The 21,407-nt window shown below is 66.2% G+C and carries 24 protein-coding genes; 4 read left to right on the top strand and 20 right to left on the bottom strand.

The genetic code is table 11. The features are described 5' to 3' along the window. Window positions 1-38: 38 nt before the first annotated feature. Together pyrF and QKY98_RS16520 are read right to left on the bottom strand one after the other, a co-directional pair. On the bottom strand, window positions 39-737 hold the full coding sequence (gene pyrF / locus QKY98_RS16525) for an orotidine-5'-phosphate decarboxylase (protein ID WP_027599014.1): 699 nt from the start codon (window positions 735-737) through the stop codon (window positions 39-41). A 77-nt stretch (window positions 738-814) separates the two neighbouring features. Next, window positions 815-1,690 (bottom strand): LysR family transcriptional regulator, encoded by an 876-nt coding sequence (locus tag QKY98_RS16520; protein ID WP_027601571.1) that lies wholly within the window; start codon window positions 1,688-1,690, stop codon window positions 815-817. An 82-nt stretch (window positions 1,691-1,772) separates the two neighbouring features. Between QKY98_RS16520 and QKY98_RS16515 the strand changes: the two genes are divergently transcribed. Next, window positions 1,773-2,228, top strand: coding sequence for a multidrug/biocide efflux PACE transporter (locus QKY98_RS16515; RefSeq protein WP_284671266.1), 456 nt, complete (start codon window positions 1,773-1,775; stop codon window positions 2,226-2,228). 48 nt (window positions 2,229-2,276) lie between these two features. Continuing rightward, a complete protein-coding gene (locus QKY98_RS16510; protein WP_007160578.1) occupies window positions 2,277-2,444 on the top strand; it encodes a DUF2897 family protein in 168 nt (55 codons plus the stop codon). 62 nt (window positions 2,445-2,506) lie between these two features. Here the strand turns inward: QKY98_RS16510 and QKY98_RS16505 are convergent, their stop codons facing one another. The 5 genes from QKY98_RS16505 to QKY98_RS16485 form a co-directional block, all read right to left on the bottom strand. Further along, a complete protein-coding gene (locus QKY98_RS16505; RefSeq protein ID WP_284671265.1) occupies window positions 2,507-3,616 on the bottom strand; it encodes a Gfo/Idh/MocA family protein in 1,110 nt (369 codons plus the stop codon). Between the two features lie 113 nt (window positions 3,617-3,729). Further along, on the bottom strand, window positions 3,730-4,266 hold the full coding sequence (locus QKY98_RS16500; protein ID WP_284671264.1) for a hypothetical protein: 537 nt from the start codon (window positions 4,264-4,266) through the stop codon (window positions 3,730-3,732). A gap of 107 nt (window positions 4,267-4,373) precedes the next feature. Next, the gene (locus QKY98_RS16495) at window positions 4,374-5,807 is read right to left on the bottom strand and encodes an aminotransferase-like domain-containing protein (RefSeq protein WP_027601567.1); all 1,434 of its coding nucleotides are present in this window, start codon (window positions 5,805-5,807) and stop codon (window positions 4,374-4,376) included. 217 nt (window positions 5,808-6,024) lie between these two features. Then, window positions 6,025-6,954: an electron transfer flavoprotein subunit alpha/FixB family protein gene (locus QKY98_RS16490; RefSeq protein WP_150339195.1), complete on the bottom strand. Its 930-nt coding sequence runs from the start codon at window positions 6,952-6,954 to the stop codon at window positions 6,025-6,027. After that, window positions 6,954-7,706: an electron transfer flavoprotein subunit beta/FixA family protein gene (locus tag QKY98_RS16485; RefSeq protein WP_027599021.1), complete on the bottom strand. Its 753-nt coding sequence runs from the start codon at window positions 7,704-7,706 to the stop codon at window positions 6,954-6,956. The genes QKY98_RS16490 and QKY98_RS16485 overlap by 1 nt, the downstream gene beginning before the upstream one ends. Before the next feature lie 292 nt (window positions 7,707-7,998). Here QKY98_RS16485 and QKY98_RS16480 point away from each other — a divergent pair, with 292 nt between their 5' ends. Beyond that, on the top strand, window positions 7,999-9,648 hold the full coding sequence (locus QKY98_RS16480; protein ID WP_027599022.1) for an electron transfer flavoprotein-ubiquinone oxidoreductase: 1,650 nt from the start codon (window positions 7,999-8,001) through the stop codon (window positions 9,646-9,648). A 31-nt stretch (window positions 9,649-9,679) separates the two neighbouring features. On the opposite strand, the gene QKY98_RS16475 is transcribed toward QKY98_RS16480, so the two are convergent. From QKY98_RS16475 to QKY98_RS16460, 4 genes are all read right to left on the bottom strand, one after another. After that, window positions 9,680-10,240, bottom strand: coding sequence for a DUF1285 domain-containing protein (locus QKY98_RS16475; protein WP_108582306.1), 561 nt, complete (start codon window positions 10,238-10,240; stop codon window positions 9,680-9,682). Between the two features lie 11 nt (window positions 10,241-10,251). Further along, window positions 10,252-10,866, bottom strand: coding sequence for a DUF4823 domain-containing protein (locus QKY98_RS16470; RefSeq protein ID WP_115946467.1), 615 nt, complete (start codon window positions 10,864-10,866; stop codon window positions 10,252-10,254). A gap of 87 nt (window positions 10,867-10,953) precedes the next feature. Continuing rightward, entirely contained in the window at window positions 10,954-11,922 is a 969-nt protein-coding gene (locus tag QKY98_RS16465; protein WP_027599025.1) for a GTP 3',8-cyclase MoaA, read from the bottom strand. A gap of 66 nt (window positions 11,923-11,988) precedes the next feature. Then, window positions 11,989-12,630, bottom strand: coding sequence for a TetR/AcrR family transcriptional regulator (locus QKY98_RS16460; RefSeq protein WP_007160588.1), 642 nt, complete (start codon window positions 12,628-12,630; stop codon window positions 11,989-11,991). Window positions 12,631-12,801: 171 nt separating this feature from the next. Between QKY98_RS16460 and QKY98_RS16455 the strand changes: the two genes are divergently transcribed. After that, window positions 12,802-13,932 (top strand): aminotransferase class V-fold PLP-dependent enzyme, encoded by a 1,131-nt coding sequence (locus QKY98_RS16455; protein ID WP_074584622.1) that lies wholly within the window; start codon window positions 12,802-12,804, stop codon window positions 13,930-13,932. A 221-nt stretch (window positions 13,933-14,153) separates the two neighbouring features. On the opposite strand, the gene QKY98_RS16450 is transcribed toward QKY98_RS16455, so the two are convergent. The 9 genes from QKY98_RS16450 to fabG all read right to left on the bottom strand — a co-directional run bounded on the left by QKY98_RS16450 (window position 14,154) and on the right by fabG (window position 21,404). After that, entirely contained in the window at window positions 14,154-14,936 is a 783-nt protein-coding gene (locus tag QKY98_RS16450; protein WP_074584621.1) for a TatD family hydrolase, read from the bottom strand. Between the two features lie 56 nt (window positions 14,937-14,992). Continuing rightward, the gene (locus tag QKY98_RS16445; protein ID WP_017641886.1) at window positions 14,993-15,349 is read right to left on the bottom strand and encodes a PilZ domain-containing protein; all 357 of its coding nucleotides are present in this window, start codon (window positions 15,347-15,349) and stop codon (window positions 14,993-14,995) included. Window positions 15,350-15,388: 39 nt separating this feature from the next. After that, complete coding sequence (locus QKY98_RS16440; RefSeq protein ID WP_027601562.1) at window positions 15,389-16,372, bottom strand: DNA polymerase III subunit delta'; 984 nt, start codon at window positions 16,370-16,372, stop codon at window positions 15,389-15,391. Further along, window positions 16,365-17,003: a dTMP kinase gene (gene tmk, locus QKY98_RS16435; protein WP_284671263.1), complete on the bottom strand. Its 639-nt coding sequence runs from the start codon at window positions 17,001-17,003 to the stop codon at window positions 16,365-16,367. Before tmk ends, QKY98_RS16440 begins: the two co-directional genes overlap by 8 nt. Beyond that, a complete protein-coding gene (gene mltG / locus QKY98_RS16430; protein ID WP_284671262.1) occupies window positions 17,000-18,058 on the bottom strand; it encodes an endolytic transglycosylase MltG in 1,059 nt (352 codons plus the stop codon). The genes tmk and mltG overlap by 4 nt, the downstream gene beginning before the upstream one ends. A gap of 3 nt (window positions 18,059-18,061) precedes the next feature. Beyond that, window positions 18,062-18,874, bottom strand: a complete 813-nt coding sequence (gene pabC, locus QKY98_RS16425) for an aminodeoxychorismate lyase (protein ID WP_284671334.1) — start codon at window positions 18,872-18,874, stop codon at window positions 18,062-18,064. Beyond that, complete coding sequence (gene fabF, locus QKY98_RS16420; protein WP_007160596.1) at window positions 18,874-20,118, bottom strand: beta-ketoacyl-ACP synthase II; 1,245 nt, start codon at window positions 20,116-20,118, stop codon at window positions 18,874-18,876. Before fabF ends, pabC begins: the two co-directional genes overlap by 1 nt. A 137-nt stretch (window positions 20,119-20,255) precedes the next feature. Further along, the gene (gene acpP / locus QKY98_RS16415) at window positions 20,256-20,492 is read right to left on the bottom strand and encodes an acyl carrier protein (RefSeq protein ID WP_007160597.1); all 237 of its coding nucleotides are present in this window, start codon (window positions 20,490-20,492) and stop codon (window positions 20,256-20,258) included. A gap of 168 nt (window positions 20,493-20,660) precedes the next feature. Further along, window positions 20,661-21,404 carry a 3-oxoacyl-ACP reductase FabG gene (gene fabG / locus QKY98_RS16410; RefSeq protein ID WP_007160598.1) on the bottom strand — a complete coding sequence of 248 codons (744 nt, stop codon included), beginning with the start codon at window positions 21,402-21,404 and terminating at the stop codon, window positions 20,661-20,663. Window positions 21,405-21,407: the final 3 nt, after the last annotated feature.

Below are 21,407 nucleotides of genomic sequence, written 5' to 3'. Positions count from 1 at the left end.
ACCTTTTGCCGGCGACCGCCGCCCTGGAGCTTTACCGCTTATTTCAGGGTAGCGAGGATCTCTTCCACGGCGCGGGCCGGATCGGCGGCGCGGGCGATGGGCCGGCCGATCACCAGGTAGTCGGAGCCGGCGTCCAGGGCCTCGCGCGGGGTGAGGATGCGGCGCTGGTCATCCAGGGCGCTGCCGGCCGGCCGGATGCCGGGGGTGACCAGTTGCAGCGCCGGTTGCGCGGCCTTGAGCGCGGAGGCCTCCTGGGCCGAGCAGACCAGGCCGTCCAACCCGGCGCGAGCGGCCAGACCGGCCAGGCGCAGTACCTGCTCTTGGGGATCCACGTCCAGGCCGATGTCCGCCAGGTCCTCGCGCTCCATGCTGGTCAGCACGGTGACACCGATCAGCAGCGGCTTGGGACCCTGGAAGGCCTCCAGAGTCTCGCGACAGGCGGTCATCATGCGCAGGCCGCCCGAGCAGTGGACATTGACCATCCAGACGCCCATCTCCGCCGCGGCCTTGACCGCCATGGCGGTGGTGTTGGGGATGTCGTGGAATTTCAGGTCGAGGAAGACTTCGAAGCCGCGCGTGCGCAGAGCCTCCACCACCCCGGCGGCGCTGGCGGTGAACAGCTCCTTGCCGACCTTGACCCGGCAGGTGGCGGGGTCGAGGCGGTCGGCCAGCGCCAGGGCGGCGGACGACGAAGGGAAATCCAGGGCGACGATGATGGGAGACTGGCAGGCGGACATGGGAGCTCTCGGCAAAACGGCAAAGGCCGGCATTTTCGCAGAAAAGCGCCGCGCCGGCACTTGGCCGTTCTCGTCCGTCAGCTCGGCCTGAGCAGGCGTTCGCGCAGCCAGTTGCCCGCCGGACCCAGTGGCCGTCGCCGTGACCAGACCACGTCCACCGCCACCCGTTGCGGCCAGCCCGGCACGGCCAGCTCCACCAGCCGCCCCTGGCCAAAGGTCGTCACCAGCCACAGCGGCAGTTCGGCCCAGCCGAAGCCCTGCACCGCCATGTCCAGCAGCAGCAGGTAGTCGGGCGCCGACCAGCAGCGGCCGCGGGTGTCCGGCAGGCGGCTGACCTGGGGAGAGGCTTCGGTCACGGTGCTCAGGCGCAGCAGCCGATAGGGCGCCAGGTCGGCCGGTGTGACCCGCTCCAGCGCCGCCAGCGGATGATCGACGGCGACATAGAGACCGAAGGTGACCAGACCATCCAGGGTGGCCGCCTCGATGTCCGCCGGATAGGGCGGCTGACCGGCCAGCAGGCCCAGATCCGCGCGTCCCTGCACCAGGCTGAGCACATCGGCGTCCTCGGCGATCAGGCATTCGAACTCGAGATCCGGATAGCGCTGGTCCAGCTCCGTCAGCAGCGCCTCGTAACGGGTGGGCTGATAGGTATCGGAGATCACCAGGGTCAGGCGCGGCTCCACCCCGGCCGCCAGCTGGGTGGCGCGATTGGCCAGGCGGTCGTGGGCCGAGAGCACGGCGCGGGCCTGGTCGAGCAGTTGCTCGCCGGCCGCCGTCAGCAGCGGGTAGCGGCCCTGGCGATCGAACAGCGACACCCCCAGGTCGTCCTCCAGCCGGGCGATGCTCTCGCTGATACTGGACTGCCGCTTGCCCAGCACCCGTGCCGCGGCGCTGAAGGAGCCGGCCGCAGCCGCCTCGACGAAGGCCTCGAGGGCTTCGGCATTGGGATACATATCGGCTCAGCCTATGGGATCCACTTTGATCTCCCCAGCTTAACCGATGAGACTGAGGGCCTGTCCATCGTGGAGTCACCTCATGTCCGGCCTCCTCACCCAGCGTCCCGCCAGTGCCCGCATCCTGCATGCCCTGCTGTTCGAGGGGATCGCCGTGCTGCTCGCCACTCCGACCCTGGCCTGGCTGCTGGATCGCTCCCTGGGGCACATGGGCCTGCTCACCGCCGCTTTTTCGGCCATCGCCATGCTCTGGAATCTGGTGTTCAACCTGGGTTTCGATCGGCTGCAACAGCGCCTGGGCTTCACCCGTGGCCTGGGTGTCCGCCTGCTGCACGCCCTCGGCTTCGAAGGCGGACTGATCCTGGTGCTGGTGCCGCTGGCCGCCTGGTGGCTGTCCATCAGCCTGTGGCAGGCGCTGCTGCTGGACCTGGGACTGATCCTGTTCTTCCTGCCCTACACCCTGGCCTTCAACTGGCTCTACGACCTGGGTTACGCCGCCTGGCTCAGGCGCACGAATGCGACCTGCCGGGCGCACTGATAGCCTTGTCCGTGGTCGAAGCGATATAGCCACTCAAGGAGAAGACAGATGCCCTGGTATGCCTGGTTGATCCTGCTGGTTGCCATCGGCTCGGTGGTCGGCAGCCTGCTCATGCTCAAGGACACGGCGCGCAAGGTGCCCTTGACCGACGAACAGAAAACCAAGATCCGGCAGCGCAATGCCGAGATGGATGCCAAGGAGGCCCAGGACCGCTGATCGCGCGCCCCGGGCGTCCAGGCAGAGCCCTGTCACCCTCTGGGTGGCAGGGCTCTGTAGCATCAGGACTCCAGCGGTGCCTTGGTATTGACGTACTCCGGCACCTCCGCCAGTGGCAGGCTGCGCACCTGCTCACGGGTCGGTCCCTGACGCTTGGGCAGCGGTTCCAGGGATTGCGGCTGACCGCTTTCCAGGGCGCGCTCGATGGCCGCCAGCACACGCACGTCGCGCCAGCCCTCCTCCCCGTCCATTTCCGGCTGCCGATCCTGCAGGATGCAATCGGAGAAATAGGCCGTCTCGCCGCCGAAGTGATCCACCACCGGCGCCTTGAATTCCTCGGTCTCTCCGTCCACGGTCAGGCGATAGCCGATGGCGACGCCTTCACCGAAGCCAAAGCACGGCGAGGCTTCGATCTCGCCCTTGCGGCCGATCAGCTGGAAACGCTCGGTATTGGGGCCGCTGAAACTGACGGTAAAGCTCGCCAGCCGTTCTTCAGGAAAGCGCAGGGTCACGGTCACGGCATCCCAGGTCGTGACGTCACGCCCAGGCGTCTGGACCCCCACGGCACTGACTTCGATGGGCTCGTCAGCGAAGAGCGCCCGCACGGCATTGAGCGGATAGGGCCCCATGTCGGTGACGGGACCGGCCCAGAAGCCGCTCTGGGCGCGGTGGTTGGCCGTGTCGACCGGCTGGGTGAAGGTCGAGGTGAACAGACGCGGATCGCCGATCTCGCCATTGCGCACCCGCTCGATGATCTCCACCGTGCCCGGCTCGCAGTGCAGTCGATAGGCGATCATCAACTTGGCGCCGGAGCGCGCGGCCGCGGCGTTGATCGCCTGGCATTCTTCCTCGCTGATGGCCATGGGCTTTTCCAGCAGGACATGGATACCGGCCTCCAGCGCCGGCACCGCGAACTCCAGATGGCGGAAGTTCGGCGTGGCCAGGTAGATGGCATCGATCTCGCCCGACGTGAGCAAGCTGGGAAATTCTTCGTAGCTGTAGCTCTTGAGGCCGTACCTGGCGGCCAGGTCCCGCGCCTTGATGGGATCGCCGGTGACCAGGGCGGTCATCTCGGAATTGCTGGTCTGGCCGACCCCGGGCATGAAGGCGCCCTGGGAAATCCAGCCACCTGCTACCACTGCATAACGAATCTTGCCTGTTGCGCTGGGCATGGAACGCTCCCGAATCCAGGCAGACAACGTGTCCGCCACCTGAACTGTCGGCAAGCGTTGCGGCCAGGAAGTTCCGGACAGCCGTGCAACGACGGCACGGCGCCCGCGTCAGGCTAGCGGCGAAAGCGCAACTCGACTTCCGCGCCTTCGAAATCGTCGCTGCGATCCCGGCTGATCACCCGCCCGCCCAATTCGAAACGCCCGGGATCGTCCGCCTTGCGAAACAGCTGCGGCAGCAGACCCGCCTCGGCGACGCTGCTGTCGGCCTTGCCTGCGCCCAGGTGACGCGTGCTCACCGCCTGGGGCGTGGCCGCCTCTCCGGGTACGCTGAGATCGAGGGGATGGGCTGCAGCCGGTGCCGGCTTGGGCACGGCGGGCTTCTTGACCTGGCTGTTCTTCGCCAGGTCCTGCTTTTTCGGGGGCGGTGCCGGCAACACGAAGGCCTTGCCGGGCAGTGGATCCAGGCGGTAGGCGCGCAGATCGGCGGCGCTGCCCTGGGGCTCGGCGGCCACTGGCGGCTTCGGTGCCTCTGGCACTGGCGCTGGCGCTGGTGCGGGAGGCGTCTTGGCCGTGGCGGGCGGTGACTCGTTATCGCAGCCCGCCAACAGCAGGGTCACGGCCAGCGCCGTCGTTGCCAGGTATCCACGCATGGGCTCACCACACTCAGGGTATCGCACCCGGAGCGGAGCATCGGGGGCGACAGGGGTCAGTCTCTACAACCGACTCCGCTGCCCCACGGCGGGTTCCAGGCCTGCCGCTAGGCGGCCAGGGTTTCCTGGCAGAGTTGACGGGCGAGCAGGCCCAGGGTCATCAGAGCCCGCTGGGCATCGCGCCCCCAGGGCAGACCGCAATTGAGGCGGATGCAGTGATTGAACTGGTCGGTGTTGCTGAAGATCATGCCGGGCGCGATGCTCACCCCCTGATCCAGGGCACGCTGGTGCAGCAACCGGGTATCCACCCGCACCGGCAGGCTGACCCAAAGGATGAAGCCGCCATTGGGCCGGCTCATCTGGGTGCCCTCGGGGAAATGCTCCTGGATCGCCAGCTGGAAGGCGGTCATGTTGCGCCGGTATTCCTGGCGGATGGCGCGCAGGTGGCGGTCGTAGCCGCCGTTCTCCAGATAGGCCGAGACGCCCATCTGGGTCACGCTGCAGGCGGAATGGGTGGTGAAGGTCTGCAGGCGGCAGATGTCTTCCTGGTAGGGCCCGGCCACCACCCAGCCGATGCGGACGCCCGGCGAGATGGTCTTGGAAAAGCTCGAGCAGTAGATGACCCGCCCCTGCTTGTCGAGGGCCTTGAGTGCCTTGGAACCACTGTCGTAGGTCAGCTCGCCATAGATGTCGTCCTCGACGATGGCGATGTTGCGCTCGGCGGCCAGCCTGAGCAGCTGCTTCTGCCGCGCCTCCGGCATGCTGCCGCCCAGGGGGTTGCTCAGGCGGGCGGCCACCACCAGGGCCTTGACCGGCCACTGGCTCGCGGCCAGCTGCAACGCCTCCACGCTGAGCCCGGTATCCGGATCGCAGGGGATCTCGATCACCTTGAGGCCCAGCACCTCGGCCAGTTGCAGCAGCCCGTAGTAGGACGGCGATTCGGTGGCGATCAGGTCGCCCGGCTTGGTCAGCACCCGCAGCGACATCTGCAGCGCATCCACGCAGCCATGGGTGATCACCACCTCTTCCGGCCCCACCACCACCCCCGCATCGCGCAGGCGAATGGCGACCTGGCGGCGCAGGGGCTCGTAGCCCGGACTGTGCAGGTAGGAAAAGGCCGCGCGGGCCTGGAAACGGGTGACCTTGGACAGCTGCTGGTGCAGGGCCCGCAGCGGCAGATAGTCGGGCTGGGGCACCGCCATGCCCAGGGGCACCACGCCTTCCCGCCGTGATTCCGCCAGCACCTGGTTGATGATGCCGGCACGGGTCACCAGACTGGGCCGCTCCACCGTGGCGATGTCCGGCGTCGGCGCGGTCAGCGCCGGGGTCTGGTGCACATAGAAGCCCGACTGCGGCCGGGCGCGGATCAGCCCCTGGTCTTCCAGGGTGGCATAGGCCTGCAGGACGCTGGCATGACTGACGCCCAGCTGCTGGCTCAGCTTGCGCACCGAAGGCACCCGTTCGCCGGGCTTGTAGACCCCCGTGCGGATGTCGTTCGCCAGTTGCTGGGCGATGCGCTGATAGAGCAACAGATTGGTCATGGCGTCTTCCTGGACGAAAGCGGAACAGTAGCAGGCTACCCTGAAGGTATACCGGTACAGCTAGGCCTGACCTTAACCCTTCCCTTCCCGGGGCGGCAATGTCCAAAAACGACAAGGAACCGGCGCACCTCTCCTTGACGCCAGGGGCTCTGCCAGAGGGCTTGTCGCGCCCATGAAAAAGCCCGCCAAGGGGCGGGCTCTTGCACGGGTGTGGGCCTCAGACGGCCTTTTCCAGCTCGGGGATCAATTCGAACAGGTCACCCACCAGGCCGTAGTCGGCCACCTGGAAGATCGGCGCCTCCTCGTCCTTGTTGATGGCGACGATCACCTTGGAGTCCTTCATGCCCGCCAGGTGCTGGATGGCACCGGAGATGCCCACCGCGATGTACAGCTGCGGCGCGACGATCTTGCCGGTCTGGCCGACCTGCATGTCGTTGGGCACGAAGCCGGCGTCCACCGCGGCGCGCGAGGCACCCACGGCAGCGCCCAGCTTGTCCGCCAGGGCGTAGAGGATCTTGAAGTTGTCGCCGTTCTGCAGACCGCGACCACCGGAGACCACCACCTTGGCGGCGCCCAGCTCCGGACGGTCGGACTTGGCCAGCTCTTCGCCGACGAAGCTGGAGATGCCGGCGTCCTTTACCAGGCTCACGCCTTCGATGGCGGCGGAACCGCCCTCGGCGGCGACCGGATCGAAACCGGTGGCGCGCACGGTGATCACCTTGATCGGCGCCGTGGAGCGCACGGTGGCGATGGCGTTGCCGGCGTAGATCGGACGCTTGAAGGTGTCGGCGGATTCGACGGCGATGATCTCGGAGATCTGGTCGACGTCGAGCAGTGCGGCGACGCGCGGCAGGAAGTTCTTGCCATTGGTGCTGGCAGCGGCCAGGACATGGCTGTAGTTGGCGGCCAGCTCGACCACCAGCGGCGCGACGTTTTCCGGCAGCTGGTGAGCGTAGGCGGCGTTGTCGGCCAGGAGGACCTTGCTGACACCGGCGACCTTGGCGGCGGCGTCGGCGACCGGCTGGGCATTCTGGCCGGCGACCAGCACATGGATATCGCCACCGATGGCCTGGGCCGCGGCGACGGTGTTCAGGGTAGCGCCGAAGAGGTTGGCGTTGTCGTGGTCGGCAATGACGAGAATGGCCATCAGATCACCTTCGCTTCGTTCTTGAGTTTTTCGACCAGTTCGGCCACGGACTTGACCTTGATGCCCGCCTGACGACCGGCCGGGGCTTCCACCTTGACCACCTCGTAGGAGGCCTTCACCGCCACGCCGAGGGCGTCCGGGGTCAGGGTTTCCAGCGGCTTCTTCTTGGCCTTCATGATGTTGGGCAGCGAGGCGTAGCGCGGCTCGTTGAGACGCAGGTCGGTGGTCACCACCGCCGGCAGCTTGAGCGCCACGGTCTGCAGACCGCCATCGATCTCGCGGGTCACGTTGAGGCCGTCACCGGCCTGCTCCACCTTGGAGGCAAAGGTGCCCTGGGCGAAGCCGGTCAGGGCCGCCAGCATCTGGCCGGTCTGGTTGTTGTCGCTGTCGATGGCCTGCTTGCCCAGGATCACCAGCTGGGGCTGTTCCTTGTCCACCACGGCCTTGAGCAACTTGGCGGTGGTCAGCGACGACAGCTCGGCAGTGCCGGTGTCGATCAGCACGGCGCGATCGGCGCCCAGTGCCAGGGCGGTACGCAGTTGCTCCTGCGCCTGGGCGGGACCCGCGGTCACGACCACGATCTCGCTGGCGATACCCTTTTCCTTCAGGCGCACCGCTTCTTCCACGGCGATCTCGCAGAAGGGGTTCATGGACATCTTGACGTTGGCCAGGTCGACACCGGTCTGGTCGGCCTTGACGCGGACCTTGACGTTGTAGTCCACCACGCGTTTGACAGCTACGAGAACCTTCATGAATCCCTCGATTTATTCTGGTGAATAAACAGGACGCCAAGGCGGCCTTGCGTTGGACACGACCCCTGCCGCTCCAACCTTGTTGCAAATTCTTCTTATGTTGACCTCCACGGCAGCAGGGGTCAACGCGACAGTCCGTCAGGGGCCAGTAACTCCCGAGTCTAACAGGCTTGCAGAAAATTTAAACAAACGTTTGAATGGGTGCCAGGGAGCACGCGGGATATAATGAAGTCTTTTGTTGCACCCCTACATAAATAACCAGATCGTGAGCTTTGCCTGAGGAGAGTGAGCCGTGGAACGCGAATACATGGAATTCGACGTGGTGATCGTCGGGGCCGGCCCCGCGGGCCTGTCCGCGGCCTGTCGCCTCAAGCAGCAGGCGGCCGAGAAAGGCCAGGAGATCAGCGTCTGCGTGGTCGAGAAAGGCTCCGAGGTCGGCGCCCACATTCTCTCCGGTGCGGTCTTCGAACCGCGCGCCCTGGACGAGCTCTTTCCCAACTGGAAGGAACTGGGCGCGCCCCTGAACACCCCGGTCAAGCGCGACGACATCTACCTGCTCAAGGACGAGCGTCAGGCGACCAAGGTACCGAATTTCTTCGTGCCCAAGCCCATGCACAACGAGGGCAACTACATCATCTCCCTGGGCAACCTCTGCCGCTGGCTGGGCCAGCAGGCCGAAGCCCTGGGCGTGGAGATCTATCCGGGCTTTGCCGCCCAGGAGCCGCTGATCGATGAGCAGGGCGTGGTGCGCGGCATCATCACCGGCGACCTGGGCGTGGATCGCGAAGGCCAGCCCAAGGAGGGGGTCTACACCCCCGGCATGGAACTGCGCGGCAAGTACACCCTGTTCGCCGAGGGCTGCCGTGGCCATCTGGGCAAGCAGCTGGGCCAGAGATTCAAGCTCGGCGAAGGCGCCGATCCGCAGCACTACGGCATCGGCATCAAGGAGCTGTGGGAGATCGACCCGGCCAAGCACGAGCAGGGCCTGGTGATCCACACCTCCGGCTGGCCGCTGGACAAGGAGAACCCGGGGGGTTCCTTCCTCTATCACCTGGAAGACAATCAGGTGGTGGTCGGGCTGATCGTCGATCTGGCCTACAGCAATCCGCACCTCTCGCCCTATGACGAGTTCCAGCGCTACAAGCACCACCCGGTGGTGGCCCAGTACCTGGAAGGCGGCAAGCGCGTCTCCTACGGCGCCCGCGCCCTGGTCAAGGGCGGCCTTAATTCCCTGCCGAAGATGGTCTTTCCCGGTGGCGCCCTGATCGGCTGCGACCTGGGCACCTTGAACCCGGCCAAGATCAAGGGCAGCCACACCGCCATGAAGTCCGGCATGCTCGCCGCCGACGCCATCGTCGCCGCGCTGGCGGCCGGTCGCGAAGGTGACGAACTCCAGGGCTACGTCGATGGCTTCAAGGGCAGCTGGCTGCAGGAGGAACTCCATGCCAGCCGCAACTTCGGTCCGGCCATGCACAAGTTCGGTCCGCTGCTCGGCCCGGCCTTCGCCTTCGTCGAGCACAACCTGCTGGGGGGCGCCCTGCCCTTCACCCTGCACGATCGGCGCATGGACCACACCTGCCTGAAGAAGGCCGACGAGGCGCCACGCATCAGCTATCCCAAGCCGGATGGCAAGCTGAGCTTCGACAAGCTGTCCTCGGTGTTCCTCTCCAACACCAATCACGAGGAAGACCAGCCGGTTCACCTGAAGCTCAGGGACCCCTCGATTCCCATCGCGCAGAACCTGCCGCTGTATGACGAACCCGCCCAGCGCTACTGCCCGGCCGGCGTCTACGAGGTGGTCCGCGATGGCGGCGAGCCGCGCTTCCAGATCAATGCCCAGAACTGCGTCCACTGCAAGACCTGCGACATCAAGGACCCGGCGCAGAACATCACCTGGGTGGCGCCGGAAGGCAGCGGGGGCCCCAACTACCCCAACATGTAAGCGTAAAAAAGGGCCCCGAGGGGCCCTTTCTTCATTCAGCGGGCGCTACGGGAAAGAAGCTGCCACGGCTCCAGAGACCGAGCCAGGAACGGCCCTCGTGGTCACTCTCCTCGACCCTCTCCATCAGCCGGTAGAACACCGCCCGATTGAGCCGCGCCTCCAGACCGCCACGCACCCGCACATAGGGTGCCGGCTGGTCATCCTGCTCCTCGAAGCGCAATGGATGTTCGGCATCGACGGCGACCCTGTCGCCCACGTTCGTAACCAGATCCAGGGTCTGCTCCTGGCCACTGCCACGCCATTCGACGTCCACGGCCATAAAGGGCACGTCTTCCACCTGGATGCCCACGCATTCCACCGGCGTCACCAGCACATAGCGCTCGGGATCGCGGCGCAGGATGGTGGAAAACAGCCGCACCATGGCCGGTCGGGTGATGGGGGTGCCCTGGTGATACCAGGTGCCATCCCGGGCGATGCGCATGTCGATGTCGCCGCAGAAGGGCGGATGCCAGAGCTCCACGGGCGGCAGCCGGCCCTCTTCTGCAGCTGGCAATTGCGCCAGCAGGTTGCGCGTCACATCGACCTGGCTCACGTCCCTCTCCTCTAGCGGCTGCCCAACCCCAGCAGGCGTTGAGCGTATTGGTTGAGCGCCGGTCCGAGCAGGTCTTCCGGACGCTCGTCATAGAACGTCAGGAAGCCGCCACGACTGCGGATCCGCGCCGTGTCCACCAGGCGGAAGGTGGCGACCTCCACCAGCATCATCTGCACGACGCTACGATCGCGCCCTACCCGGCCGATGTCGTCCTGGTCTTCCCACTCTTCCCACGTCCCGATGCGATCGTCCGCACCGGCGAAGCGGGTGTAGAGCACATAGTGGGCCCCAAGCTGGCGGGCCTTGGCCATGGCCTCGTCGAAGCCCTCCGGCTTGTCCGCCCGACGCACCCGGGGGAAATACTCCACGAAGCCCTTGAAGGCCTCTTCCGCCACCACGTTCGGGCGGGCATAGGGATGGCCGAGGGGCACGAAGGCGCCCTGGGCTATGTAGATGTAGGAGTCGGCCTGCAGCCGAAAGTTGTTCAGCCGCTGGGTCTTGCTGTAGTCGAGCAGCCCCGCATCGCGCAGGTGGTACTCGACCCCGGACGCCATGTCGCTGACGTTCATGCAGCCACCCAGAGCGGCCAGCAGCACGGAAATGAACAGAAAACGCAGTGTGACCATGGAAAGCAGACCCCTGTCCGGCGCCAAGTTGCCGTCGATACAGGGGCCTTAGCAGCTTTCGCGCCAGCTTGGGGCGCAGCGGGTAGATCAGCCGCCGATGATCTTCATGACCGTCACGCCCCCCGAGAAGGCCACGTCCTGCTTGTCGCCCAGCGCCTTGACCAGCAGCCGCTGCAACGCCGGCAGCGCCAGGTGCCGCGGCTTGTCCAAGAGATCGCCGACATAGTGGCGGTTGCTCGACGACAGGCAGCCGTGCAGCCAGCCCGTGGACGACAGCCGCAGTCGCGAGCAGGTCCGGCAGAAGGGCACGCTTTCATTGGCGATGACGCCGAAATGCCCACCCGACTCGACGCGGTAGCGCAGCGCCGTGGAGTCCACCGGCGCATCGGCCTGCACATAGGCATGGCGCGAGCCGATGATCTCCAGCAACTCGGCCAGGGAGACCAACTGGTTGTTGAACGCGACCGGATCCTTCGCCAGGTGGCCCATGCGCATCAGCTCAATGAATCTGAGTTCGAAGCCGCGCTCCAGGCAGTAGTCCAGCAGCGGCAGCACCTGATCGAGATTTTGGCCGCGCAGGGGCACCATATTGAGCTTGATCTTGAGACCGGCCGCACGGGCCGCTTCGAGTCCGGCCAGCACTGTGGCCAGATCGCCCCCCCGCGCCAGACGCGGAAAGGCCTCGGCATCGAGGGTATCCAGGGAGACGTTGAGCCGGCGGATGCCGTGGTCGATGAGGAAATCCAGCTTGCGCGGCAGCAGCTGACCATTGGTGGTCAGGCTGATGTCCTTGAGACCGAGCTGGGAGACGCGGGCGAGAAAGGGTTCCAGCCGCGGCGTGACCAAGGGTTCGCCCCCGGTGATGCGCAGCCGTTCGATACCGGCGGCATCGATGAGGTATTCCACGCCCCGTGCCATGGTTTCGGCACTGAGTTCGTCCTGCGCAGCCACGAGCCGCTTGCCGTTGGGCACGCAGTACGTACAGGCATAGTTGCAGGCCGCCGTGAGGCTGATCCGCAAGTTGCGAAACGCCCTACCCTGGCGGTCAACGATCATCTTTGGGGTTACTCCAGTGGGACAAGAGAAAAGGGATGGCGCGGCATCCCTCGCCTCTATCGGACCCTAGGATCGGACAGGCGTTTCGACGTCTCGCTTGCGTCGGTTGCCCATGCGAACGCCGATCTCCATGAGGAACTGGAAGAAGCCTTCCTGATCCTCCAGCACGTCGCGCCAGAACGGCGAATGGTAAAGGGCCACGGCGCCGTGCACCAGCGCCCAGGCAGCACAGTAGTGGAAATAGGGCGGCACGTCCTCGAGCTTGCCTTCGTCGATGCGGCCTTCGATCAGGCTGGTCAGCCGCTGGAAGTTGGAGGTGCGGATGCTGTGCAGCTGCTCGACCAGTTCGGGCACCTGCCGCGTCTTGACCACCTTCTCCTCGAGGCGATCGAACAGGCGGTAGCGCTGCGGATCGCTCATGCGGAATTCGAAATAGGCGCGGGAGAGCGCCTCGCGGTCGCGGGCAACGTTGTCCGACTGGAACAGCTCGGCCAGGTCCCGTTCGTAATCCAGCATCAGCCGCAGATAGATCTCGGCCTTGGAATTGAAGTGCTTGTAGATGGTGCCTTTGCCGATACCGACCGCCTCGGCGATCATCTCGACGGTGACGCTGTCTTCTCCTTCGGAGAGAAACAGCTGCAGGGCGGTATCGAGGATTTCCTGTTCGCGGCGACGGAACTCGCGGACTTTGCGGGATTCTTTCTGCATGGCAGCCCACTTGTTGTTTTGAAAAGGGATAGGGCCTTCGAATCGCCAGTCACCCCTCGGCATACCGGCACTTCGTCACACCTTGGGCGAGCTGCACCGAAAGCATCGGTGAACCGCGCGGGCGCGCCCCTTATTATGCCCCATCACACCCAGATTGTACGGATCGAGTCAATGTCTTCCTGGAAGCACGAATTCCCTCAGGCCTACGCCATGAGATACCTCAACCACGCGGCCGTGGCCCCGTGGCCCAAGCGCGCCGCGCAGGCCGTCACCGAATTCGCCGCCGAAAACTGCCAGTACGGTGCGCGCAACTATCCGACCTGGCTGGTCATGGAACAGCGCCTGCGCGAGCGCCTGACCCGCCTGCTCAATGCGCCGTCCAGCAGCGACATCGCCCTGGTGAAGAATACCTCCGAGGCTCTCTCCTTCGTCGCCTTCGGCCTCGACTGGCAGAGCGGCGACCAGGTGGTGATCAGCGACGAGGAGTTCCCCTCCAACCGGGTGGTCTGGGAAGCCCTGGCGCGCTTTGGCGTCGAGGTGGTGGAAGTCGGCCTGGGTGACACCCCCGAGGCCAATCTGTTGGCCGCCTGCGGTCCGCGCACCCGCCTGATGGCCATCAGCGCCGTGCAGTACGCCAGCGGCCTGCGCCTGGACCTGCCCCAGCTGGGCCAGGGCTGCGACGCCAAGGGCGTGCTGCTGTGCGTCGATGCCATCCAGCAACTGGGCGCCCTGCCCTTCGATGCCCAGGCCTGCAACTGCGCCTTCGCCATGGCCGACGGCCACAAGTGGATGCTCGGCCCGGAAGGCCTGGGGGTGTTCTATTGCCGCGCCGATCTGCGCGAGCAGCTGAAGCTGCACGAATACGGCTGGCACATGCTGGACAACGCCGGCGACTACAGCCAGCGCGAATGGCAACCGGCCAAGACGGCGATGCGCTTCGAGTGCGGCAGCCCGAACATGCTTGGCGCGGTGGCCCTGGAGGCGAGTCTGTCGCTGCTGGAAGATGCCGGCATGGAACAGGTGGGCAAAGACCTGCTGGCACGGATCGAACTGCTCGACAGCCATATCCGCGGTCTCCCCGGTGCCGTCCTGCATTCACCGGTCACTGCCGAGCGCCGCTCGGGCATCCTCACCTTCTCGCTCGAGGGCTGGGACAATCGGCAGCTGTTCGAGCGACTCAAGACCGCCGACGTGGTCTGCGCCCAGCGCGGTCCGGGCATCCGCCTGTCGCCGCATTTCTATACCAGCGAGCACGTGCTGGAGCAGACGCTGGATCTGATCGGGGCGCTGGCACGCTTCTAAGGTAAGGGCCTGAAAGGCCCGAGATAGCCAGTGTCGGGGCAGCGCTATTCCAAAACTGTTTAAAAAACGTCCAATCCCGACTGGACCTTTCCCCGAGCTGGCCAATACTCAAGTGACTGGCCGCGTCGACCCCCGCGGCGCGGGCCAGGGAGGCGGCTCTCCGTCTGGGCGAACCGCTGGTCCGGCCCGGGTATCCCAGGATACCCGGGCCATTTTTTTGCCTACAGGGTGGCGCGGGGAAACAGCCGGCGAAAGTTGGCGGTGGTCTGCTCGGCGAGGGTTTCCAAGGTCACCCCGCGCACGTCGGCCAGGCACTGGGCGACCTCGACCACGAATTGCGGCAGGTTGGCCTTGCCGCGGTGGGGCACCGGCGCCAGATAGGGCGAATCGGTTTCCACCAGCAGGCGATCGGCCGGTACCTGGCGCGCGACGTCGCGCAGATCGGCGGCATTGCGAAAGGTCAGGATGCCGGAAAAGGAGATGTAGAAGCCCAGGTCCAGCGCCGCCTTGGCCGTTGCCCAGTCCTCGGTGAAGCAGTGCAGCACCCCGGCGCCCGGCAGGTCGGCGGCCCCCAGCATGGCCAGGGTATCGGCGCGCGCCTCGCGGGTGTGGATCACCAGCGGCAGCCCCGTGCGCCGAGCCGCCTCGAGGTGCAGGGCGAAGGAGCGCTGCTGGATCCCGGCGGTGTCGGGCTGATAGTGATAGTCGAGGCCGGTCTCGCCGATGGCGGCGACGCGCGGATGGGCCAGCCGCGCCAGCAGCCAGTCGAGATCGATGGCGCTGCCCTGGGCGGCATCCAGCGGATGGATGCCCACGGCGCAGTGGACGTCGGCATAGCGTTCGGCCAGGGCCTGCACCGTGGGGGCATTGCCGGCATCGACGCCGATGCAGAGGAACTGGCTGACACCCCGGGCGCGCGCGGCATCGAGCGCTGCATCCAGGGAGCCGTCATGAAGGGAAAGATCGAGTCGATCCAGGTGACAGTGGGAGTCGACGAAGTGCACGAGAAATAGCCTTGAATCAGCAGCGACGCCCCGCCCCGAGCGGGACGGCACAGGCGTCACATGGTATGGGTGGGACGGTCCGACTTCAGCGAGCCGGCCAGATAGGTTTCGATCTTGTTGCGCGCGGTGTTGTCGCCTTCGTTGAACTGCACGCCGACCCCGGCGGCTCTGTTGCCCTGGGCGCCCTTGGGCGTGATCCAGACCACCTTGCCGGCGACCGGGATCTTGTCCGGCTCGTCCATCAGGTTGAGCAGCATGAAGACCTCGTCGCCGAGCTTGTAGGTCTTGCCGGTCGGGATGAACAGGCCACCGTTGCGGATGAAGGGCATGTAGGCGGCGTAGAGCACCGACTTGTCCTTGATGGTGAGGGACAGGATGCCATTACGGGGGCCCAGGTTCTGCGGCAAACTCATGAGATTCTCTCGACACAGGCAAGACGGACGCGCGGATCGCTAGCGTCCGGGCACCAGACCGGCCCAGCGGATCAACAGCGATTCCAGCAACAATACGCGGTTGAGGTTGGCTTTGCCCAGCACCTTCTGCCGCTCGGCATGCAGCCATTCCTGCAGGGCCAGCACCTCGTGCGGCGCGCTCTTCTCCGCCAGATAACCCAGCACCTTGGCCATGTCCGGCGCAGCCTCAGCATCGGCGCCACCCCATTGCTGGCGCAGGACACCATGGGTCCATTCGCAGAACCAGTCGAGCAGCAGCGGCAGGGGCACGGCATTCCAGCTCTCGGCCAGCTGACTGGGCGCCGCCTGGCGCTTGAGCAGGCGCTTGACCCCCTCCACCACCAGGGCCCGGCGGGCCAGCACGTCCTCGCCATGCAGACGCAGGGCCGCCAGCGGCGAGCCGCCGGCCAGCACCAGCAACTGGGTACGGACCTCCGCCTCGAGGTCCGGCAGACGCTCGCCCAGCCAGGCGAGACTTTCGGCCCGCGAGGGCACCGGACAGGCCTGTTGCACGCAGCGACTGCGCACGGTGGGCAGCAGGCGACTCGGCTGGTGGCTCACCAGCAGCAGCACGGTAGCGCCCGAGGGCTCTTCCAGGCTCTTGAGCAGGGCGTTGGCGGCATTGAGGTTCATCGCCTCGACCGGCTCCAGCAGGATCAGCTTGCGCCCGCCCAGCTGGGCGGTCTGGGAGACGAAGTCCACCAGGCCGCGGATCTGATCGACGCGAATGGGCTTTTCGGCCTCTTCCGGCTGGATCACGCAGTAATCGGGATGGGTCCCCGCCCTGAGCAGGGCGCAGGCCTTGCACTGGCCGCAGGCGGCAGCACCCTGGGGCGCCTGGCACAGCAGCAGCGCGGCCAGGCGCTCGGCCAGGTCGCGCTTGCCGATGCCGCGCGGGCCATGCAGCAGATAGGCATGGGGATGCTGTCGCCGGGGCCAGATCCGCGCCCAGAGTTCCTCCTGCCAGGGATAGACGTCAGCCACCTGGCGTCGGCTCCAGGGTGGCGACCAGGGCGCGCAGCTCCGCCTGCACCTCGGCCAGACTGCGCGAGGCATCGATCAGGCGATAGCGCGCCGGCACGGCCTGGGCACGGTCCAGGTAGGTCTGGCGCACCGCCTCGAAGAAGGCGCGCTGCTCCCGTTCGAAACGATCCAGGGCGCCGCGTCGAGCTGCCCGCGCCAGGCCGATCTCCACCGGCAGGTCGAAGACCAGGGTCAGGTCGGGTTGCAGGTCGCCCAGCACGAAGGCTTCCAGGGTGGCGATGCGTTCCACGGGCACACCGCGGCCGCCGCCCTGATAGGCATAGGTCGCATCGACGAAACGATCGCAGAGCACCAGGGCACCGCGCGCCAGGGCGGGCCGGACGACCTGGGCCAGGTGCTGGGCGCGGGCGGCGAACATCAGCAGCAATTCGGTATCCACCGCCATGGGCTCGGCGGCCGGCGCCAGCAGGATCTCGCGGATGCGCTCGGCCAGTGGCGTGCCGCCCGGCTCACGGGTCAGCACCACCTCGCGCCCACCGCTGCCGAGGAGTTCGGCGAGATAGTCGCGGTTGGTGCTCTTGCCCGCGCCCTCGGGGCCTTCGAGGGTGATGAACAGGCCGTTTGCCGTCATGGGGTTTCCTTGCTGTCGGGCGTCTGCGGAGCGGGACTGGAGCGGTAGTCGGAGCGCCGCTTGAGCTGGAAGTCGCGAACCGCCTGATTGTGCGCCTCCAGGTCCTTGGAAAAGACATGGCTGCCGTCGCCACGGGCGACGAAGTACAGGCTGTCGCCGTCCTTGGGATGCAGCGCCGCATGGATGGCCTCGCGACCGGGCATGGCGATCGGCGTCGGCGGTAGTCCCGCGTTGAGATAGGTGTTGTAGGGCGAGGGCTCGCGCAGATCGGCGCGGGTGATGCGGCCGTTGTAGCGCTCGCCCATGCCGTAGATCACGGTGGGATCGGTCTGCAGCAGCATGCCGGCCGCCAGGCGGCGGACGAAGACCCCGGCGATCTCGTCGCGCTCCTCGGGCACGCCGGTCTCCTTCTCCACCAGCGAGGCCATGATCAGTGCCTGGTAGGCATCCTTGTAGGGCACCGCGGGATCGCGTGCCTGCCACTCCTGATCGAGCACGGCCTGCAGGCGCTGGTTGGCCTGGCGCAACAGGTCGGATTCGCGCTGACCCTTCACATAGCGATAGGTATCGGGAAAGAAACGCCCTTCGGGGTGCTGGCCGTCCAGGCCCAGGCGCTTCATCAGGGCGGCATCGTCCAGCTCGGCGGTGTCGTGCTCGAGCTTGGGCTGCCGCGCCAGGGCGGCGCGTACCTGATGGACATTCCAGCCTTCCACCAGGGTAAGGCCGTACTGCACCACTTCGCCCTTGCGCCAGAGGCTGAACAACTGCTCCACCGTCATGCCGGGGGTCAGGCGGTATTCACCGCTGTGCAGCGTCTGCCCGGCCAGATTGAAGCGCCAGTACAGGCGCAGCCAGAAGGCGCCGTCGAGCACGCCCTGCTCTTCAAGGCGCAGCAGGCTGCCGCCCGGGGTCGCGCCCTTGGGGATCTCGATCAGTTGCTCGCCGTCGACCTTCAGCGGCTGAGTCAGCGCCTGGTGCTGGCGCCAACCGGCCAGGACCAGCAGCAGGCCGCCAGCGGCCAGCAGCGCCGTAAGCAGAGCTCTCGCCTTGCGCATCGGCTATTCCAGAATCTCGTTTATCGAACCTTGCAGTTTACGGGTCACCGGCCCCACGGACCAGTTCGCGGCTGCGTACCGGCGCACGGGCCAGATACCGTACTGGCTGTTGCAGAGGAAAACTTCGTCGGCCGCCAGCAGATCGTCCAGCGCCAGCGGCCGGACCTCGGCCTGGATGCCTTCCCGGGCAGCGACATCGAGCAGCAGACCGCGCAGCACGCCGGCCACGCCACAGCCGTCCAGCGCGGGGGTCAGCAGCCGCCCGGCGCGGACCAGGAACAGATTGCTGAATACGCCCTCGATCGGCCTACCGTCCTGATCCAGCATCAGGCCTTCGGCATAGCGGGGGTCATTCCACTCCCCCCGCGCCAGGACCTGCTCGAGTCGATTCAGGTGCTTGAGCCCGGCCAGCAACGGCTGACGGGCCAGGCGGGTGGTGCAGGGATAGAGGTCGATGCCCTCGATGGCATGGGCCGCCGGATAGGCCGGGACGGGAGAGCCCAGCAACAGGCGCCGCACCTCGGGCTCGGCGGGCGGGGCATACCCGCGCAGTCCGTCACCGCGGGTGAGCAGCAGCTTGGCGACGCCCTCCCCCAGCAGCGCCGCATAGGCGCGGATCTCCGCGTCCAGCTGAGCGACATCGCAGGGAAGGCGCAGCCGCTGGCAACCGGTGACCAGCCGCTGCAGATGACGGTCCAGCAGACGTGGCTGGCCCCGGCGAACCGCGATGGTCTCGAACAGCCCATCGCCATAGGCCAGACCCCGGTCGCGTTGCAGACCGGAATCCAGCGGTTGGCCATTGAGCCAGTCCTGGATCAAGCGTCGAAGCGCCGGAACACCAGACTGCCGTTGGTGCCACCAAAGCCGAACGAATTGGACAGGGCCACTTCGATGGGCCGCTGCCGCGCCTCGTGGGGCACGAAGTCCAGATCGCAGCCGTCGCTGGGATTGTCCAGATTGATGGTGGGCGGCGCCACCTGATCGCGCAGGGCGAGCACCGTGAAGATGGCCTCCACCGCGCCGGCGGCACCCAGCAGGTGACCGGTCATGGACTTGGTCGAACTCACGCTCAGGCGCTTGGCCTGCTCGCCGAACACCTGCTTCAGGGCCGCCACTTCAGCCAGGTCGCCGGCCGGCGTGGAGGTGCCGTGGGCATTGACGTAATCGACCGCTTCCGGCGCGATACCGGCGTCCTTGAGGGTCGCCTTCATGCAGCGCGCGGCACCTGCGCCGTCTTCCGGCGGTGCGGTCATGTGGAAGGCGTCCGCGCTCATGCCGAAACCGATCAGCTCGGCATAGATGCGGGCGCCCCGCGCCTTGGCGTGCTCATACTCTTCCAGCACCAGGGCGCCTGCGCCATCGGACAGCACGAAGCCGTCACGGTCGCGATCCCAGGGACGGCTGGCACGGGTCGGATCGTCGTTGCGGGTCGACAGGGCACGCGCCGCGCCGAAGCCGCCCAGACCCAGACCCGAGGTCGCCATCTCCGAACCGCCGGCGACCATGGCATCGGCCTCACCGTAGGCGATGTTGCGCGCCGCCATGCCGATGCAGTGCGTCGCCGTGGTACAGGCGGTGGCGATGGCATAGTTGGGACCCTGCAGACCCAGGTGGATCGACAGGAAGCCGGACACCATGTTGATGATGGAGCCCGGTACGAAAAAGGGGGAAATACGGCGTGGACCCTGGGCGAGCAGCGACTGGCAATTCGCCTCGATATTGGTCAGTCCACCGATGCCGGAACCCATGGCGACACCCACGCGCTCGCGATTGCCATCGTTGATCTCGAGACCGCTGTCACGCATGGCCTGGAAGCTGGCAGCGAGACCGTATTGGATGAACAGATCCAGCTTGCGGGCTTCCTTCGCGGACAGGTACTGCTCCACGTCGAATCCCTTGACCGATCCGCCGATCCGCGTGCTGAAGGCAGAGACGTCCATATGCTCGATCGGCGCGATACCGCTGCGACCGGCCAGGATGCCTTCCCAGCTGCTCGCCACATCGGCGCCAAGCGGCGATACCATGCCCATACCCGTGATCACGACACGTCTACGCGACACACCCAACTCCTCTTGTCCTTCCGGGGCGGCCACCCCTCTTAAAAAAAGCCGATTCCATCAATCTTGACCTTGGACCTAAAGAAAAGCCGCACGCCCTACAGGACGTGCGGCTTCTTGTGTCCGAAACTGGCGACTACTTATTGCTGATGAGCAACGATGTAGTCGATAGCTTCCTGGACGGTGGTGATCTTCTCAGCCTGCTCGTCCGGGATTTCGGTCTCGAATTCCTCTTCCAGAGCCATCACCAGTTCGACGGTGTCAAGGGAGTCGGCGCCCAGATCCTCGACGAAGGAAGCGCTGTTGGTAACTTCCTCTTCCTTCACGCCGAGCTGCTCAGCGACGATCTTCTTAACGCGTTCTTCGATGGTGCTCATACCGTGTTCTCACTCCTAAAGGAAAAATCCGCACAACGGATTGCGCGTAAGTGTATAGAAAGGGATTTCCGTATTTCAAGCTGACGCGACATCAAGACGTATGCGCGGCCATTGCTGGTCCGACAGTCTACCAGCTTAGCGCAATAGCCGCGCGGGGGGTAACGCCGGTCAGCTCATGTACATTCCGCCGTTGACGGGGATCGTGGCGCCGGTCACATAGGCCGCGCCCTCGCCCGCCAGGAAGCCGACCACCTTGGCGATCTCGTCGGCCTGGCCGAGGCGACCGGCCGGGATCTGGGTCAGCAGCGCGGTGCGCTGGGCTTCCGGCAGTTCACGGGTCATGTCGGTGTCGATGAAACCCGGAGCCACGGCGTTGACGGTGATGTTGCGCGAACCCACCTCGCGGGCCAGTGCCCGGGTGAAGCCCTCGAGGCCGGCCTTGGCGGCGGCATAGTTGGCCTGGCCGGCATTGCCCATGGCACCCACCACCGAGCCGATGCTGACGATGCGACCCCAGCGGCCCTTGGTCATGCCCTTGAGCACGGCCTTGGACAGGCGGAACAGGCTGTTGAGGTTGGTATCGATCACGTCGAACCACTCATCGTCCTTCATCCGCAGCATCAGGTTGTCGCGGGTGATGCCCGCGTTGTTGACCAGGATGGACGGGGCGCCGAACTGGGTCTGGACCTGCTCGAGGGCGGCCGCGACGGAGGCGTTGTCGGACACGTTGAGCACCAGGCCGGTGCCTTCGATGCCGTTGGCCTTGAGCGACTCGGCGATGCGCTGGGCGCCCGCCTCGCTGGTCGCGGTGCCGATCACGGTGGCGCCCAGCCGACCCAGTTCCAGGGCGATGGCTTGACCGATACCACGGGTAGCGCCCGTGACCAGGGCGACCTTACCTTGCAGACTCATCTC

Source organism: Pseudomonas sp. HR1, assembly GCF_030175875.1.
Lineage (GTDB): Bacteria > Pseudomonadota > Gammaproteobacteria > Pseudomonadales > Pseudomonadaceae > Chryseomonas > Chryseomonas oryzihabitans.
The sequence above is the reverse complement of the archived record's forward strand: the minus strand, read 5'-3'. Positions and strand labels throughout refer to the sequence as shown.